Raw genomic sequence first — 16,642 nt, 5'->3', positions numbered from 1 at the left:
GGTCGCCTTCGCCACTGGTGTTCCTTCCTATATCTACGCATTTCACCGCTACACAGGAAATTCCACCACCCTCTACCGTACTCTAGCTCGCCAGTTTTGGATGCAGTTCCCAGGTTGAGCCCGGGGCTTTCACATCCAACTTAACGAACCACCTACGCGCGCTTTACGCCCAGTAATTCCGATTAACGCTTGCACCCTCTGTATTACCGCGGCTGCTGGCACAGAGTTAGCCGGTGCTTATTCTGTCGGTAACGTCAAAACAGCAAGGTATTAACTTACTGCCCTTCCTCCCAACTTAAAGTGCTTTACAATCCGAAGACCTTCTTCACACACGCGGCATGGCTGGATCAGGCTTTCGCCCATTGTCCAATATTCCCCACTGCTGCCTCCCGTAGGAGTCTGGACCGTGTCTCAGTTCCAGTGTGACTGATCATCCTCTCAGACCAGTTACGGATCGTCGCCTTGGTGAGCCATTACCCCACCAACTAGCTAATCCGACCTAGGCTCATCTGATAGCGCAAGGCCCGAAGGTCCCCTGCTTTCTCCCGTAGGACGTATGCGGTATTAGCGTTCCTTTCGAAACGTTGTCCCCCACTACCAGGCAGATTCCTAGGCATTACTCACCCGTCCGCCGCTGAATCAAGGAGCAAGCTCCCGTCATCCGCTCGACTTGCATGTGTTAGGCCTGCCGCCAGCGTTCAATCTGAGCCATGATCAAACTCTTCAGTTCAATACTGCTTGGGTTTTTAAGAAACCCTAAACTTGGCTCAGCAATCTCAAATGACTATGTGATTTCTCGCATGGCCACTTGTGATGCTGATAATCTTTGTGACTATCAGTCCGTACTCACAAGCACCCACACGAATTGCTTGATTCGATTTGTTAAAGAGCGTTTGGTTAAGAGCTTTTCGTCTCAACCGAGGCGCGCATTCTACGCTTTCCTCATTTGCTGTCAAGCGTTTATTTTGAAGTTTTTTGCGAGAAACTCGTTTAGCTTCAAACACTTGACTCAACAGGGTGGCTGGCTTCGCTTCGCTACCGCGTTGGAGTGGTGCGCATTATAGGGCGAGTTTTCAGCAGGTCAACCTTTGTTTTCAATAATTTAGGTTTTTTGAAAAAGACTGCGTCAGGGCCACCAGGTGCTCGCCACAACACCAGCTGCGCCTGTGAGATCGCGCGCCGCGCGGGCGGCGCGCGATCTTGCAGGCGCCAGAAAACTCATGGCCGGCACCTTGCCCCCCGCCATCATAATTGCGCACTATATTGCTCACCCACAATCCCGCTAAGGATCGCCGCGCAGAAATGAACACCCAACCCCGCAGCCTGGCCGCTACCTTCTTCCCGATCGGCCTGCTGCTCATCGCCATGGCATCGATACAGTCCGGTGCCTCCTTGGCCAAAAGCATGTTCCCCATCATCGGCGCCCAAGGCACCACCACCCTGCGCCTTATCTTCGCCAGCATCATCATGCTGCTGATACTGCGCCCGTGGCGTGTGCGCATGACCCGCAATACCCTGCGCAACGTCATCATCTATGGCATGGCGCTGGGCGGCATGAACTTCCTCTTCTATATGGCTCTGCAAACGGTACCCATCGGCATCGCCGTGGCACTGGAATTCACCGGCCCGCTGGCCGTAGCGATCTTCTCCTCGCGTCGGCCGATCGACTTCCTGTGGATTGCCCTGGCCATCGTCGGCCTGTTGTTGCTGCTGCCGGCCGGCCATGGCGGGCAGGCTCTCGATCCGGCCGGCGCAGCCTATGCCCTGGGCGCGGGCGTGTGCTGGGCACTGTACATCCTGTTCGGGCAGCGTGCCGGGGCCGAGCATGGGATCCAGAGCGCCGCACTGGGTGTTGTGGTCGCCGCGCTGTTCGTTGCGCCCATCGGTATCGCCCACGCTGGCAGCGCATTGCTCACACCCGCCGTGATCCCCATGGCGCTGGGCGTCGCGGTGCTGTCGACCGCCCTGCCCTACAGCCTGGAAATGGTTGCCCTCACACGCATCCCGGCACGCACTTTCGGCACCCTCATGAGCATAGAACCAGCATTCGGCGCACTATCCGGCTTGCTGTTCCTGGGCGAGGTACTGACGTTTACCCAGTGGCTGGCTATTCTGGCGATCATTACCGCATCAGTGGGCACCACCCTGTCCATGCGCAAGGAACCCAGCCCGGCTGTCGCAGCAGACTGATATGAGAAATATTTTCATTTGAGACAGGATTAATGATTGTAGCGACCCGTCTCGCTGATTAAGCTGTCACAGAATCATCATCTTTACGCTATCTACTGGACCGAACACGGACGCTGGGGAATTTTCAGGACGAACCGAAGCGATAACGACGGGGTCAGACAACTGATCCGCCCCGCATTTAAGGACAGGAATGAAACGTATTTTGCTCATCCTGGCCATCTTGGCTATTGCTGGATGTGCCGCCACGGCCAAGACTGAGGTCAAAAGGGGCAAGAAGGGCCTGCATATCAATTGTTCCGGCCTGTCTTCCTCGTGGGACAACTGCTACAGCAAGGCCGCAAGCTCCTGCAGCACGCGCGGCTACCGGGTCATTGCACGCTCGGGCGATAGCGATGAAGAACCCGGTGACTACTTGTTCGGCATCAACCCGGCGGGTTACACCAGCCGCAGCATGATCGTCATCTGCAAGTAGAACAAAGGGCAGCTCGCAAGCTGCCCTTTTCATTTGCCTCACAAGGGCGCGGTACGCGCCTCCAGCCAGGCCAGCGCGTCACCCTTGAGCAAGGGCGCCAGGCGCTCGCGCACACTGGCGTGATAACCGTTCAACCAGTCCAGCTCCTCCCTGGCCAGCAGCTCGGGCACCAGGCAGCGGGTGTCGATCGGGCACAGCGTCAGGGTTTCGAAGTTCAGGAAGTCGCCGAAGGCGCTCTTGCCGGCTTCGCGGTTGACCACCAGGTTCTCGATGCGCACACCCCACTGCCCGGGGCGGTACGTACCCGGTTCGATCGAGCTGATCATGCCCACCTGCATCGCGGTCTGCGGTGTGGGCGCCGCCTGGTAGGCAATCACTTGCGGCCCCTCGTGCACATTCATGAAGTAACCCACCCCATGCCCGGTGCCGTGGCCATAATCCACCTGGTCAGCCCAGATCGGCGCGCGGGCAATGGCGTCGAGCAATGGCGACAGCACGCCTCGCGGGAAGGTAGCGCGCGACAGGGCGATCATGCCTTTGAGCACGCGCGTGCAATCCTGCTTCTGTGCAAGGCTCGGGTTGCCCACCGGCACCATGCGGGTGATGTCGGTGGTGCCGCCAAGGTACTGCCCGCCCGAATCGATCAGCAGCAGGCCATCGCCCTCGATGACCGCGTGCGACTGCTCGGTGGCACGGTAATGCGGCATCGCGCCATTGCCATTGAAGGCGGCGATGGTAGAAAAGCTCAACGACACGAAGCCTGGGCGGCGGGCACGCGCGGCACTCAACTGCTCGTCGATCGTCAGCTCGGTTACCAGTTCCCGACCGAGGTTGACCTCGAGCCAGGCGAAGAACTCGCACAAGGCCGCGCCATCCTGCTCCATCACCTGGCGGATATGCACCAGGTCCTCATCACTCTTGCACGACTTGCTCAGGGTGCTGGGGTTGAGCCCCTCGACCAGTTCCACCTCGGCCGGCAGGTTATCCAGCAGGCCGCAGGTGACCCGGGCCGGGTCGACCAGCAACCGGCTGCCGGCCGGCATCGCGGCAAGGGCCTGGCCAGCTTCGGCGTAGTCGCGCACTTCGATACCGTCGACCGCCAGCACCTGGCACAGATGGTCATCGAGCTTGTCCTGGCCAACAAACAGAATGGCCTGCTGCTGGCTGATCAGGGCAAAGGCCACGAACACCGGGTTATAGGACACATCGCTGCCGCGCAGGTTGAACAGCCAGGCGATGTCATCCAGGGTGGCGATGAAATGCCAGTCGGCCCCCTTGGCCTGCACGCTCTGGCGCAACTGCGCCAGTTTTTCCGCACGGCTCAGCGTGGCGTGCGGCGGCAAATGCTGGTAGACCGGGTTGCCTGGCAGCGCCGGGCGCCCCTTCCAGACCTGGCCCAGCAGGTCCTTGTCAGTTACCAGTCGTGCCCCGCGCGCCTTCAGCCGGTCGCCAAGCTGGCGCGCCGAAGCCAGGGCCATGACCGCACCGTCTACCGCCACGCTGCCATTGGGCTCGACGTGGTCGCCCAGCCATTCCAGCGCGCCAGGCTTGCCCGGCAACAGCTTCATCAGCTCGATGCCACTGCCTGCCAACTCGTGCTCCGCCTGTTCCCAGTAGCGGCTATCGACCCACAACCCGGCAAAGCCAGCCGTGACCACCAGCGTGCCGACCGAGCCGTGGAAACCCGACAGCCACTGGCGCCCCTGCCAGTAACCGGGCAGGTATTCGGAAAGATGGGGGTCGGCCGAGGGTACCAGCAAGGCATCGATGCCCTCTGCGGCCATGGCCTGGCGTACCTGCGCCAGACGCTGCGGCACGCTTTGCCCAAAGGTGGTCTGAACGTTCATGCGCTCTCCTGCGGCTACATCACGGTTTATCCAATGCGTCGATAATGGAACAGCCGCCGAAGCCCTGCAATCTTGGCGACCGACACACGGCATGCATTGCCCGCCACGCCCTGCGCATACCGGACGTTTCCTACAGAAGGGCCAGGACCACCGATCAAGTTTCGCTGAACTTCCTCAAGGCACCGGCTTCACATCAGTACATTCATTGCACACAGGCAAATGACCATGCCCAATGCCGGCGCCCCTAAAAGCGGCGTGGTGCTGCTCGACACCCGCGCGCGCACCCCCGACCACGAGCATGCCGTACACCTGAAGCTCGCCGATGGCCTGGCCCGCCTGCTGGGCTGCCCGCACGTGCAACCCAGCCATCCGCCAGTTGCTACCGATGGCTACTATTACCTGCCCACCGAAACCCTGGTCGATCCCAAGCGCCATGCCGCCTTGGGTATTTGCAGCGAGCAGGACCTGTTCGGTGGCCTGGTCGCACACCCGTACATGGCGACCAAGGCGATCTCCCACCCGTTGCCGGCCGGGGCCAGCTTCCCGCCGGGCTGGACCGATGCTTTCGCCCGGCAAGCCAGCGACGCCCTGCTACGCGGCTACACCGTGTTCAGCAAGGCCGATGCGCGCAGCGCCGCACAGCTACTGCTGACGGACGGCCCGTTGCGAATCAAGCCGGTACTGGCCTGCGCAGGCCGTGGGCAGCAGGTCATCACCACGGCGGATGAACTGGAACCGCTACTGGCTGACATGGATGACCAAGACCTCGCGCTGTGGGGGTTGGTGCTCGAGGAAGACCTGAGCGAAGTGCAAACCTTCAGCGTCGGCCAGGTACGCGTCGCCGGCCTGACCTGCAGCTATCACGGCACTCAGCAACTGACCCGCGACCATCAGGGCACGGAAGTGTATGGCGGCTCCGACCTGGTAGTGGTGCGCGGTGACTACCAGGCACTGCTGCAACTGCCACTGGACGAGCCGCTGCGCCTGGCCATAAACCAGGCGATGGCCTACGAACAGGCCGCCGAGCAGCACTTCCCCGGCTTCATCGCCTCACGGCGCAACTACGACATCGCCCGCGGCGTGAACCCCCAAGGCCACCTGCGCAGCGGCGTACTCGAACAATCCTGGCGTCTGGGCGGTGCCAGCAGTGCCGAGCTGCTGGCTTTGCAGGCGTTCGCCGACGACCCGGCACTGCAACGGGTGCGTGCCTCTACCCATGAAGTGTTCGGCACTCCCGAACTGCCCGCTGACGCCACCCTCTTCTACCAAGGAAACGACAGTGAACTCGGACAACTCAGCAAATTTGCGCGGATTCGCGAACATGACCATTCAGAGTGAAACCGTTGAACTGCAGGTCGAGGATGACAGCATCGTCGGCACCCTGGTCAGCCCCGGCAGCAAGATGCCGGGCATTCTCTTCGTCCACGGTTGGGGCGGCAGCCAGCAGCGCGACCTGGCCCGCGCCCGGCAGATCACCGGGCTGGGCTGCGTGTGCATGACCTTTGACCTGCGCGGCCACGAAAAAACCGAAAGCCAACGGCTGACGGTTACCCGCGAACAGAACCTGACCGACCTGCTGGTGGCCTACGACCGGCTGGTAAGTCACCCGGCCGTCGACTCCAGTGCCATCGCCATCATCGGCAGCAGCTATGGCGGCTACCTGGCCACCCTGCTGACCCGCGAGCGGCCAGTCAAATGGCTGGCTCTGCGGGTACCCGCCATGTACTGGGACGACGAATGGAACCTCCCCAAGCAAACCCTCGACCGGCAACGGCTGAACGCCTACCGCCAGCGACCGCTCGGGCCGTCGGACAACCGCGCGCTGGCGGCCTGTGCCGAGTTCGGTGGCGATGTACTGCTGGTGGAGTCCGAGCAGGACGACTACGTGCCGCACAGCACGCTGATGAGCTACCGCTCGGCATTCGTCAGCGCCCATTCGCTCACCCACCGCATTGTCGACGGTGCCGACCACGCATTGTCCAGCGAAGAAAGCCAGAAAGCCTACAGTTCGATCCTGGCGGCATGGGTCAGCGAAATGGTCATTGGCGCCCGCCTGGACCGCTACCCGCACTACGCGCCCTGGTATGCCTGAGGCTCACCCACCTGGCAATGCAGGCCGCCATCGGCGCCGCGCACCAGGCTGCGCAAGGTCTGATAGGCAGCAAAGTTGACGCCACGGGCCTGGTGCTGGCCAAGCAGTTCGAGGAAAGGCTCCCCGACGAAATACACCGCCGCCGCTGCCCACGCCTGGCGGGACTGCCATTGCAGGTACTGCAGCACCCGGCTGCCGTCGTCGCTGGCCTGGATGCTGACACCCTGCAACCCTTCGCAATGCGCGGCCAGCTCCTCACTGCGCGCCACCAGTGCCTGGGCCAACGCCTGCTGGAACCTGCCGGGTACTTCATATTCGATCATCTGGGTAAACCACAGGGCTTGGGATGTTGCCGTCATGAACGGTCTCCTGCTGACGGACGCGTACAACGCGATGCCGAGCAGGGTAAAACCTCAAGTTATGTCAAGGTCAAGCGGTTTTCCGCGACGGGAACGCCCCGTGCGCCCTAACCGGATACGGCGAAGCGCCGCCGGTAATCACTCGGGGTCAGGCCAGTGATGCGCTGAAATACCTTGCGAAACGCACCCGGGTCCTGGTAACCAACACCCCAGGCGATCTGCTCGACATTGCGCCGGGTGAACTCCAGCAAGCGACACGCCCGCCCCACCCTCACCTGCTGGCAGTACTCGGTTGGCCGCAGCCCCGTTGCAGCACGAAAACGCCGCAGGAAGGTGCGTTCCTCCAGCCCCGCGCATGCAGCCATGCCGGCCAGGTCGGCATCCTGCCCTCCGTTGCCCTGCAACCAGTGCTGTACTTTCAGCACCGCCTCATCGCCATGATCCAGGCGTGGATTGAACACTGCACCGGGCAGCGGCGCCGCGACCGGGTCGACCGCAAGGTAGCGGGCAGTTTCCCGCGCCACCGTCGCCCCCATGAAGCGCTCAAGCAAGCGCAAGCCCAGGTCGGTCCAGGCCATCAGCCCGGCCGAGGTGACAATGTCGCCATCGTCCAGCAACGGTTGCTGGGCCTCGACCCGCACCTTGGGAAAACGCTGGGCAAGCGAGTGTACGTAGTTCCAGTGGGTACAGGCCGGGCGCCCGTCGAGCAGGCCACTGGCGGCGATGAAGAACACCCCTATGCACACCGATGCCAGTACCGTGCCGTGCCCGTGCAACTGGCACAACGTCGCGCGATGGCGTTCAAGCAGCTCACCGTGTGGTGCCGACTCCAGGCTTGGCGGAATGATCAGCACCCGCAAATCGGACACGGCGGCAGGCGGGCTTTCAGGGGCAGGCTGCAATTGCCCCGCCTCGTCCGCCTGCCAGAAGCTGATACGCACCGAGGGCAACTCGACGGCCCCAAGTTCCGCAGCCACCCGGTTGGCCACCAGGAACAGGTCGGCCAAGCCATGCACGGCGGCACGCTGCGCGCCTGGGTACAGCAGCAGGCCGATGTCCAGGCTGGCGTGGTTGTCAGTTTTTGCCCGCATAGTGTCGTTCGCGCCAATCCTCAGGTCAGTGCACACAGCCTATAACTAACGTCATCCAACGACTACTGCCACAGGAGGCAGCATGAGCAAGCAGGCGCTGATCATCATCGACATCCAGAACGACTACTTCCCGGGCGGCAAATGGACCCTCGATGGGGCCGACCAGGCGGCGCACAATGCTGCCCGTCTGCTGGCAGCGGCACGTCAACGGGGCGAGCTGGTGGTGCATGTACGGCATGAGTTCGACAGTGCCGATGCGCCGTTCTTCGCGCCAGGCTCGCAGGGTGCGGCCATCCACGCCAAGGTCGAGCCCAGGGCCGGTGAGCCCGTAGTGCTAAAGCACAAGGTGAACGCCTTCCTCGGTACCGACCTTGAGAATACGCTGGACCGGCATGGTGTCGAGGCCCTGACCATCGTCGGCAGCATGAGCCACATGTGCATCGACGCCGCCACCCGTGCCGCGGCCGACCTGGGTTATGACGTGACCGTGGCCCACGACGCCTGTGCCACGCGGCCACTGGAATTCGATGGCAAGCGGGTGGCGGCGGCGCAGGTGCATGATTCGGCGATGGCGGCGTTGGCGTTTGCCTATGCCAAGGTGGTCAGGACCGATGAGTTGCTAAATAGCTGATCAGTGGAATTTGGGGGCGCTTTGCGCCCCATCGCGACGCAAGGCCGCTCCCACTGGTACCGTGCCAGGCATCAGATTTGCGCGATACCTGTGGGAGCGGCCTTGCGTCGCGATGGGCTGCACAGCAGCCCCAAAACCTGCTACCTCAAATAACCACATTGCGCACAAACCGCACCGCCACCGCCCCATCGTTGCGATAGGCATACCGGCAATTGCTGGGAAACACATGGAACTGCCCCACCTGCAGATGATGCTCGACCCCTTCGATAATCAGCGTCAGTTGCCCTTGCACCACATAGATCTGCTCACTCCAGCCCTCGGCATCGGCCTCGCTGGAATAGCACTCACCCGGTGCCAGCGTCCATTCCCACAGCTCCACCTCGCGCCGTGCCGCGCTACTGCCCAACAACACAGCCCGGCTCTGCGGGTGTTCGCCGGCCCAGGCCAGCTCTTCGATGCGCCCGGGGTCACGCTGGTCAGGCGCCTGGATCAGGGTACTGAAAGCCACGCCCAGGGCTTCGGCAATCAGGTCGAGGGTAGTCAGGCTGACATTCTTCTCGCCCGCCTCGATCGCCACCAGCATGCGCCGGCTGACTCCGGAGCGTTCCGCCAGCGCCGTCTGGCTCATGCCCGCGGCATTGCGCAGGCTGCGTACATTGAGGCTGACATGTTGCAGCACCGATGCCCGGTGCGAGGAATCTTTGTGCACTATATTGCTCACTGGTCGGTATTGCGCAGTATACTGCCCACTTTGCGGCGATTGTGCGCCGCCCCCTCCGAGTGCGCAAGACCATGACCCAGCCCAGCAGCAAACCGGCCCCTGCCATTACCTTTCGCCTGAGCAAGGCCGAACTGGTGCTGGTGTTCATCACCATGCTGTGGGGCGGCACCTTTCTGCTGGTGCACAACGTGATGACCGTCAGCGGCCCGATGTTCTTCGTCGGCCTGCGCTTCGCTGCAGCCGCGCTGTTCGTCGGGGTGGTCTCGGCGCGAGCGCTGCCTGGGCTGACCTTCACCGAACTGAAGGCCGGCATGCTGATCGGTGTGTCGATCATGCTCGGCTACGGTTTGCAGACCATGGGCCTGCAAACCATCAGCAGCAGCCAGTCGGCGTTCATCACCGCGCTGTACGTGCCATTCGTGCCGCTGTTGCAGTGGCTGGTGCTAGGCCGGCGACCCGGCCTGATGCCCAGCATCGGCATCTGCCTGGCGTTCATCGGCCTGATGCTGCTGGCCGGGCCGGAAGGGGGCAGCCTGCACTTCAGCGAAGGCGAACTGGTAACCCTGGTCAGCGCCGTGGCCATTGCCGGTGAAATCATCCTGATCAGCCGCTACGCCGGCCAGGTCGATGTGCGCCGGGTCACCGTGGTGCAGCTGGCGACCGCCTCGCTGCTGGCGTTCCTGATGATCGTGCCGACCCAGGAGCGCATACCCGACTTTTCCTGGCTGTTGCTGGCCAGCGCCGTGGGCCTGGGCGCCATGAGCGCGGTGATTCAGGTGGCAATGAATTGGGCGCAGAAGTCGGTCTCGCCCACCCGCGCCACCCTCATCTATGCCGGCGAACCGGTATGGGCCGGGATCGTCGGGCGCATCGCCGGTGAGCGCCTGCCGGGCGTGGCACTGCTCGGCGGCCTGCTGATCGTTATCGCGGTGGTGGTAAGCGAACTCAAGGTGCGCCGCCCGCGCGAGGCGACCGAAGCCCGAGAAGTGCAGGATGAAGGCGAACGCCAGGCCGGCCTGTAAAGCCGCCAACTGCGGCTATGCTTTGTAAGAATCTGTTATAAAAAAACAGCTTGTCACAGCCTGTTTGTAGGATTCTGCGACAGCTTGCGTGTTGGTGATCATCCCCTCGGCACGTATGATTCCTTGCAAACTTCTCCAGAATAGGCCGCTATGTCTTTGATAGTGCTATTGCTTCTGCCGTTCGTGGGCAGTTGCCTGGCAGCCGTGCTGCCGCACAACGCACGTAACGCGGAGTCCATTCTCGCCGGGCTCGTGGCCCTGGTCGGCACTGTCCAGGTAGCACTGCTGTACCCTCAGGTCGCCCACGGTGGCGTGATTCGCGAAGAGTTCCTCTGGTTGCCCAGCCTGGGGCTGAACCTGGTGCTGCGCATGGACGGCTTCGCCTGGCTGTTCTCGCTGCTGGTGCTGGGCATCGGTACGCTGGTGTCGCTGTATGCCCGCTACTACATGTCACCGCAAGACCCGGTGCCGCGCTTCTTCGCCTTCTTTCTCGCCTTCATGGGCGCCATGCTCGGCCTGGTGATCTCCGGCAACCTGATCCAGCTGGTGTTCTTCTGGGAACTCACCAGCCTGTTCTCCTTCCTGCTGATCGGCTACTGGCACCACCGTGCCGACGCCCGCCGCGGCGCCTACATGGCGCTGATGGTCACTGGCGCGGGCGGCTTGTGCCTGCTGGTGGGTGCCCTGCTGCTCGGCCATGTGGTCGGCAGCTACGACCTGGACAAGGTCCTGGCTGCCGGCAACACCATTCGCCAGCATGCACTGTACCCGGTGCTGCTGCCGCTGATCCTCATCGGCGCCCTTAGCAAGAGTGCCCAATTCCCCTTCCAGTTCTGGCTGCCCCATGCCATGGCAGCGCCCACCCCGGTATCGGCTTATCTGCACTCGGCGACAATGGTCAAGGCCGGGGTGTTCCTGCTGGCGCGCTTGTGGCCGGTGCTGTCGGGCAGCGAGGAGTGGTTCTGGATCGTCGGCGGTGCCGGTGCCCTCACCCTGCTGCTCGGCGCCTTCGCCGCCATGTTCCAGAACGACCTCAAGGGCCTGCTGGCGTACTCGACCATCAGCCACCTGGGCCTGATTACCCTGCTGCTGGGCCTGAACAGCCCGCTGGCCGCGGTCGCAGCGGTATTCCACATTCTCAACCACGCCACCTTCAAAGCCTCGTTGTTCATGGCCGCCGGCATCATCGACCACGAAAGCGGCACCCGTGACATCCGCCGCCTCAGCGGTTTGATACGCCTGGTGCCATACACCGCCACCCTGGCCATGGTGGCCAGCGCCTCGATGGCCGGCGTGCCGTTGATGAACGGTTTCCTGTCCAAGGAAATGTTCTTTGCCGAAACGGTGTTCATCAGTTCCAGCGCCTGGGTCGAGGCCACGCTGCCGGTAATCGCCACCCTGGCCGGCACCTTCAGCGTGGCCTATGCCCTGCGTTTCACCGTCGATGTGTTCTTCGGCCCCACTGCGCAGGATCTCCCGCACACCCCGCACGAACCGCCACGCTGGATGCGTGCGCCGGTCGAACTGCTGGTGCTCACCTGCCTGGTGGTGGGCATCTTCCCTGCCCAGTCGGTCGGCCCGCTGCTGGCCGCTGCCGCCCTGCCTGTGGTAGGCGGCACCCTGCCGGAATACAGCCTGGCCATCTGGCATGGCTGGAACGCGCCGCTGGTCATGAGCCTGGTGGCCATGAGCGGCGGTATCGTGCTGTACCTGTTGCTGCGCAAGCAGCTGCGCCTGGGCCGCTTCCCCTACCCGCCGGTGATCGAGCGTTTCAACGGCAAGCGCCTGTTCGAGTACGGTCAGGTGCAGCTGATGCTGCTGGCGCGGCGTATCGAGCGCCTGCTCACCAGCCGCCGCCTGCAGTCGCAGCTGTTCATGCTGGTGCTCGCCGCATTCCTCGCCGGCCTCACGCCCATGCTCTACAGCGGCCTGAGCTGGGGCGATCGGCCGAAGATTCCAGGCTCGGGCGTGTTCGTCGCGCTGTGGCTGATTGCCATCGCCTGTGCCATCGGCGCCGCCTACCAGGCCAAGTACCACCGCTTGGCAGCGTTGATCATGGTCAGCGTCTGCGGCCTGATGACCTGCATCACCTTCGTCTGGTTCTCAGCGCCCGACCTGGCCCTGACCCAGCTGGTAGTGGAAGTGGTCACCACCGTGCTGATCCTGCTCGGCCTGCGCTGGCTGCCGCGGCGGATCGAAGGCGTATCGCCGCTGCCGGGCAGCCTGGAGCGTGCGCGCATGCGGCGCCTGCGCGACCTGCTGCTGGCGGTGCTGGTAGGTGGCGGCATGGCCGTGCTGTCCTATGCCATGCTGACCCGGCCGACACCGAACGACATTTCCTCGTTCTACCTGAGCCGGGCACTGCCCCAGGGCGGTGGCACCAACGTGGTCAATGTCATGCTGGTCGACTTCCGTGGCTTCGACACCCTCGGTGAAATCACCGTGCTGGTGGCCGTGGCGCTGACCGTGTTCGCCCTGCTGCGGCGCTTCCGCCCGCCGAAGGAAAGCATGCAACTGCCGGCGCAGCAGCGTCAGCTGGCACCCGATGTGGTCACCGACCTGATCAACCCGCGGCATGCCACCGACACCGCACTGGGTTTCATGATGGTACCCGCAGTGCTGGTGCGCCTGCTGCTGCCGATCGCCCTGCTGGTGTCGATGTACCTGTTCATGCGGGGCCACAACCAGCCCGGTGGCGGCTTTGTCGCCGGCCTGGTGATGTCGGTGGCGTTCATCCTGCAGTACATGGTGGCTGGCACCCAGTGGGTCGAGGCGCAGATGAGCCTGCGCCCGCTGCGCTGGATGGGCACCGGGCTGCTATGCGCAACCCTGACCGGCGCCGGCGCCATGCTGCTGGGCTACCCGTTCCTCACTACCCATACCGCCCACCTGCACCTGCCGTTGCTCGGTGATGTGCACGTGGCCAGCGCGCTGTTCTTCGATGTCGGTGTGTTCACCGTGGTGGTCGGCTCGACCCTGCTGATCCTCACTGCCCTGGCGCACCAGTCGGTGCGCGCCTACCGCCCGGGCAACCCGGCGAAAACCAGCCAAGCAGGAGCCGCCTGATGGAAGAAGTGATTGCAGTTGCCATCGGCGTGCTGGCCGCCTCGGGGGTATGGCTGATCCTGCGCCCGCGAACTTACCAGGTGATCATGGGCCTGTGCCTGCTGTCGTACGGGGTCAACCTGTTCATCTTCAGCATGGGCAGCCTGTTCATTGGCAAGGAACCGATCATCAAGGACGGCGTGCCCCAAGACCTGCTGCACTACACCGACCCGCTGCCGCAGGCCCTGGTGCTCACCGCCATCGTCATCAGCTTCGCCATGACCGCGCTGTTCCTGGTGGTGTTGCTGGCCTCGCGCGGCCTGACCGGTACCGACCACGTGGATGGCCGGGAGCGTGACGAATGAGTGGCATGAGCCAGTTGATCATCGCGCCCATCCTGCTGCCACTGGTGACCGCGGCAGTGATGTTGCTGCTGGGCGAGAAACACCGGCAGACAAAAGCCCGGCTGAACCTCCTGTCGACTTTCGCCGGCCTGGGCATCGCGGTCAGCCTGTTACTGTGGGTGCGCACCCAGGGCCAGGCGGAATCCATCGGTGTCTACCTGCCGGGCAACTGGCCGGCGCCGTTCGGCATCGTGCTGGTGGTCGACCACCTGTCGGCCCTGCTGCTGACGCTCACCGGAATCATCGCCTTCAGTGCCCTGCTGTTTGCCCGCGCTCGCTGGGATACTGCGGGGGCCAGCTTCCACGCGCTGTTCCAGATCCAGCTGATGGGCTTGTACGGCGCCTTCCTCACTGCCGACCTGTTCAATCTGTTCGTGTTCTTCGAGGTGCTGCTGGCGGCTTCCTATGGCCTGCTGCTGCACGGCTCGGGCCGCGCCCGGGTGCGTGCCGGCCTGCACTACATTGCCATCAACCTGTTCGCCTCGTCGCTGTTCCTGATCGGCGCCGCGATGCTGTATGGCGTGACCGGCACCCTGAACATGGCCGACCTGGCCCTGAAGATTCCGCTGGTGCCAGAGGCCGACCGTGGCCTGCTGCACGCTGGCGCGGCGATCCTGGCCATGGCGTTCCTGGTGAAGGCCGGCATTTGGCCGCTGAACTTCTGGCTGGTGCCGGCCTATGCCTCGGCCAGCGCGCCGGTGGCTGCGCTGTTCGCCATCATGACCAAGGTCGGCCTGTATGCCGTACTGCGCCTGTGGACACTGCTGTTCTCCGGGCAGGCCGGGGCCTCGGCGCACTTCGGTGGTGAATGGCTGGTATACGGTGGCCTGGTCACCCTGGCGGTGGCGGCGGTGTCGATCCTGGCCGCGCAGCGCCTGGAGCGCATGGCCGCCCTCAGCATCCTGGTTTCGGCCGGCACCCTGCTCGGCGCCGTCGGTTTCGCTCAATCGGCGCTGACCGGCGCGGCGTTGTTCTACCTGGTCAACTCGACCCTGGCGCTGTGCGCGCTGTTCCTGCTCGCCGAACTGGTCGAGCGTTCGCGCTCGGCCAACGAAGCACCGCTGGACGACGAAGAAGACGCCATGCCGCCACCGCTGGAATCACTGCACCCACCCAAGGGCATCAACCTCGACGACGAACAGAAGGTGGTGATCGGCCAGATCATTCCGTGGACCATGGCCTTCCTCGGCCTCAGCTTCATCGCCTGCGCCCTGCTGATCATCGGCATGCCGCCGCTGTCGGGCTTTGTCGGCAAGCTCAACCTGATCAGCGCGCTGTTCAACCCGCAAGGGCTGGGCGTGCCTGCCGAGCAGCCACTGGGGCCGGCAGGCTGGGGCCTGGTGGCCTTGCTGATCCTGTCTGGCATGGCCTCGCTGATCGCCTTCGGCCGTGTCGGCATCCAGCGTTTCTGGAAGCCTGAGGAACGCCCGTCGCCGGTGCTGCGCCGCTATGAATGCCTGCCCATCGCCATGCTGCTCGGCCTGTGCATCATCCTCAGCTTCAAGGCCGAGCCACTGCTGCGCTACACCCAGGACACCGCTGCCGGCCTGCAGGCCCCCGACGCCTATATCGAAGCCGTGATGGCCGCGCGGCCGATTCCTGGCCCCACCTCGCTTGACGTACAGGTGCAGCCATGAATCGACTATTCCCCGCACCCCTATTGTCGGTTTCGCTGTTCGCACTGTGGCTGTTGCTGAACCTCTCGGTCAGCCCCGGCAACCTGCTGCTGGCTGCCGCGCTCGGCGTGCTGGCGCCGCTGCTGATGGCGCCACTGCGCCCACAGCATGCCCATGTGCGACGGCCGCTGGCCATCATCCGACTGATTTGCCGGGTCGGCATCGATGTGATCATGTCCAACCTGCTGGTTGCCCGTGGCGTGCTGCGCGCCGGCAAGCAGCCGCCACGCTCGGCGTTCGTGCACATCCCGCTGGCCCTGCGTGACCCTCATGGCCTGGCAGCGCTGTCGATGATTACCACGGTGGTGCCTGGCACGGTCTGGTCCGAACTGGCGCTGGACCGCAGCGTGTTGCTGCTGCATGTGTTCGACCTGGACGATGAGGCGGCCTTCATCCGGCATTTCAAGGACACCTACGAACGCCCGCTTATGGAGATTTTCCAATGACAGGCCTGCTCGCCAATGCTGTCCTCGCCAGCCTGTTCATCTTCGCCCTGGCCATGGCCCTGGCACTTATCCGGCTATTCCGCGGCCCGTCCGCCCAGGACCGGGTGCTGGCGCTGGACTACCTGTACATCCTGGCCATGCTGACCATGCTGGTACTGGGAATCCGTTATGCCAGTGACACCTACTTCGAAGGTGCCCTGCTGATTGCGCTGTTCGGTTTCGTTGGCTCGTTCGCCCTGGCCAAGTTCCTGCTGCGCGGTGAGGTGATCGAATGACTGAAAACCTGCTACTCCCCTTCTGGCTGGAGCTGGTCACTGCCGCACTGCTGCTGACCGGCAGCCTTTTCGCCCTGATCGGCGCCGTGGGCCTGTTGCGGCTGAAGGACTACTTCCAGCGCATGCACCCGCCGGCACTGGCCTCGACCATTGGTGCCTGGTGCGTGGCACTGGCTTCGATCATCTACTTTTCCTGGCTCAAGGAAGCCCCGGTGTTGCACGCCTGGCTGATTCCGATCCTGCTGTCGATCACCGTACCGGTGACCACATTGTTGCTGGCCCGGGCAGCACTGTTCCGCAAGCGCATGGCGAAAGAGCCGGTACCTGAAGAAGTCAGCAGCGGCCGCGATCGCGGCAACTGACAAGTCGCG

General features: G+C 63.5%; 16 protein-coding genes and 1 rRNA gene. 12 read left to right on the top strand and 5 right to left on the bottom strand.

Going from position 1 to position 16,642, the window contains the following annotated elements:
• Window positions 1-730, bottom strand: a 16S ribosomal RNA gene (locus JV551A3_RS10795); the annotation flags it as partial.
• A gap of 572 nt (window positions 731-1,302) precedes the next feature.
• Between JV551A3_RS10795 and rhtA the strand changes: the two genes are divergently transcribed.
• Window positions 1,303-2,190: a threonine/homoserine exporter RhtA gene (gene rhtA / locus JV551A3_RS10790; protein ID WP_133970589.1), complete on the top strand. Its 888-nt coding sequence runs from the start codon at window positions 1,303-1,305 to the stop codon at window positions 2,188-2,190.
• A gap of 190 nt (window positions 2,191-2,380) precedes the next feature.
• Window positions 2,381-2,662, top strand: a complete 282-nt coding sequence (locus JV551A3_RS10785) for a hypothetical protein (protein ID WP_025338390.1) — start codon at window positions 2,381-2,383, stop codon at window positions 2,660-2,662.
• Between the two features lie 38 nt (window positions 2,663-2,700).
• Here JV551A3_RS10785 and JV551A3_RS10780 read toward each other — a convergent pair whose 3' ends face one another.
• Entirely contained in the window at window positions 2,701-4,509 is a 1,809-nt protein-coding gene (locus JV551A3_RS10780) for an aminopeptidase P family protein (protein ID WP_133970588.1), read from the bottom strand.
• A 219-nt stretch (window positions 4,510-4,728) separates the two neighbouring features.
• On the opposite strand from JV551A3_RS10780, the gene JV551A3_RS10775 reads away from it, so the two are divergent.
• A complete protein-coding gene (locus tag JV551A3_RS10775) occupies window positions 4,729-5,847 on the top strand; it encodes a DUF3182 family protein (RefSeq protein ID WP_133970587.1) in 1,119 nt (372 codons plus the stop codon).
• A complete protein-coding gene (locus JV551A3_RS10770) occupies window positions 5,831-6,601 on the top strand; it encodes an alpha/beta hydrolase family protein (protein WP_112253264.1) in 771 nt (256 codons plus the stop codon). The genes JV551A3_RS10775 and JV551A3_RS10770 overlap by 17 nt, the downstream gene beginning before the upstream one ends.
• Here the strand turns inward: JV551A3_RS10770 and JV551A3_RS10765 are convergent.
• Window positions 6,580-6,960: an antibiotic biosynthesis monooxygenase gene (locus JV551A3_RS10765; RefSeq protein ID WP_133970586.1), complete on the bottom strand. Its 381-nt coding sequence runs from the start codon at window positions 6,958-6,960 to the stop codon at window positions 6,580-6,582. The genes JV551A3_RS10770 and JV551A3_RS10765 overlap by 22 nt on opposite strands.
• A gap of 107 nt (window positions 6,961-7,067) precedes the next feature.
• Complete coding sequence (locus JV551A3_RS10760; protein ID WP_133970585.1) at window positions 7,068-8,051, bottom strand: GlxA family transcriptional regulator; 984 nt, start codon at window positions 8,049-8,051, stop codon at window positions 7,068-7,070.
• Window positions 8,052-8,133: 82 nt separating this feature from the next.
• On the opposite strand from JV551A3_RS10760, the gene JV551A3_RS10755 reads away from it, so the two are divergent.
• A complete protein-coding gene (locus tag JV551A3_RS10755) occupies window positions 8,134-8,682 on the top strand; it encodes a cysteine hydrolase family protein (RefSeq protein WP_133970584.1) in 549 nt (182 codons plus the stop codon).
• 145 nt (window positions 8,683-8,827) lie between these two features.
• Here the strand turns inward: JV551A3_RS10755 and JV551A3_RS10750 are convergent, their stop codons facing one another.
• The gene (locus tag JV551A3_RS10750; protein ID WP_133970583.1) at window positions 8,828-9,391 is read right to left on the bottom strand and encodes a helix-turn-helix domain-containing protein; all 564 of its coding nucleotides are present in this window, start codon (window positions 9,389-9,391) and stop codon (window positions 8,828-8,830) included.
• Between the two features lie 83 nt (window positions 9,392-9,474).
• On the opposite strand from JV551A3_RS10750, the gene JV551A3_RS10745 reads away from it, so the two are divergent.
• The 7 genes from JV551A3_RS10745 (at window position 9,475) to JV551A3_RS10715 (ending at window position 16,633) form a co-directional block, all read left to right on the top strand.
• Window positions 9,475-10,425 carry a DMT family transporter gene (locus JV551A3_RS10745; protein ID WP_133970582.1) on the top strand — a complete coding sequence of 317 codons (951 nt, stop codon included), beginning with the start codon at window positions 9,475-9,477 and terminating at the stop codon, window positions 10,423-10,425.
• 150 nt (window positions 10,426-10,575) lie between these two features.
• Complete coding sequence (locus JV551A3_RS10740) at window positions 10,576-13,491, top strand: monovalent cation/H+ antiporter subunit A (RefSeq protein ID WP_133970581.1); 2,916 nt, start codon at window positions 10,576-10,578, stop codon at window positions 13,489-13,491.
• Window positions 13,491-13,835 (top strand): Na+/H+ antiporter subunit C, encoded by a 345-nt coding sequence (locus tag JV551A3_RS10735; RefSeq protein ID WP_013971840.1) that lies wholly within the window; start codon window positions 13,491-13,493, stop codon window positions 13,833-13,835. Before JV551A3_RS10740 ends, JV551A3_RS10735 begins: the two co-directional genes overlap by 1 nt.
• Window positions 13,832-15,511, top strand: a complete 1,680-nt coding sequence (locus JV551A3_RS10730) for a monovalent cation/H+ antiporter subunit D (RefSeq protein ID WP_133970580.1) — start codon at window positions 13,832-13,834, stop codon at window positions 15,509-15,511. Before JV551A3_RS10735 ends, JV551A3_RS10730 begins: the two co-directional genes overlap by 4 nt.
• Window positions 15,508-15,996, top strand: a complete 489-nt coding sequence (locus tag JV551A3_RS10725) for a Na+/H+ antiporter subunit E (protein ID WP_133970579.1) — start codon at window positions 15,508-15,510, stop codon at window positions 15,994-15,996. Before JV551A3_RS10730 ends, JV551A3_RS10725 begins: the two co-directional genes overlap by 4 nt.
• The gene (locus JV551A3_RS10720; RefSeq protein WP_003259015.1) at window positions 15,993-16,271 is read left to right on the top strand and encodes a K+/H+ antiporter subunit F; all 279 of its coding nucleotides are present in this window, start codon (window positions 15,993-15,995) and stop codon (window positions 16,269-16,271) included. Before JV551A3_RS10725 ends, JV551A3_RS10720 begins: the two co-directional genes overlap by 4 nt.
• Window positions 16,268-16,633 (top strand): Na+/H+ antiporter subunit G, encoded by a 366-nt coding sequence (locus tag JV551A3_RS10715; RefSeq protein ID WP_133970578.1) that lies wholly within the window; start codon window positions 16,268-16,270, stop codon window positions 16,631-16,633. Before JV551A3_RS10720 ends, JV551A3_RS10715 begins: the two co-directional genes overlap by 4 nt.
• Window positions 16,634-16,642: the final 9 nt, after the last annotated feature.

Source organism: Pseudomonas inefficax (assembly GCF_900277125.1).
Classification (GTDB): Bacteria; Pseudomonadota; Gammaproteobacteria; order Pseudomonadales; family Pseudomonadaceae; genus Aquipseudomonas; species Aquipseudomonas inefficax.
Note: the sequence above shows the minus strand (reverse complement) of the source record. Positions and strands in the feature narration are given on the sequence as shown.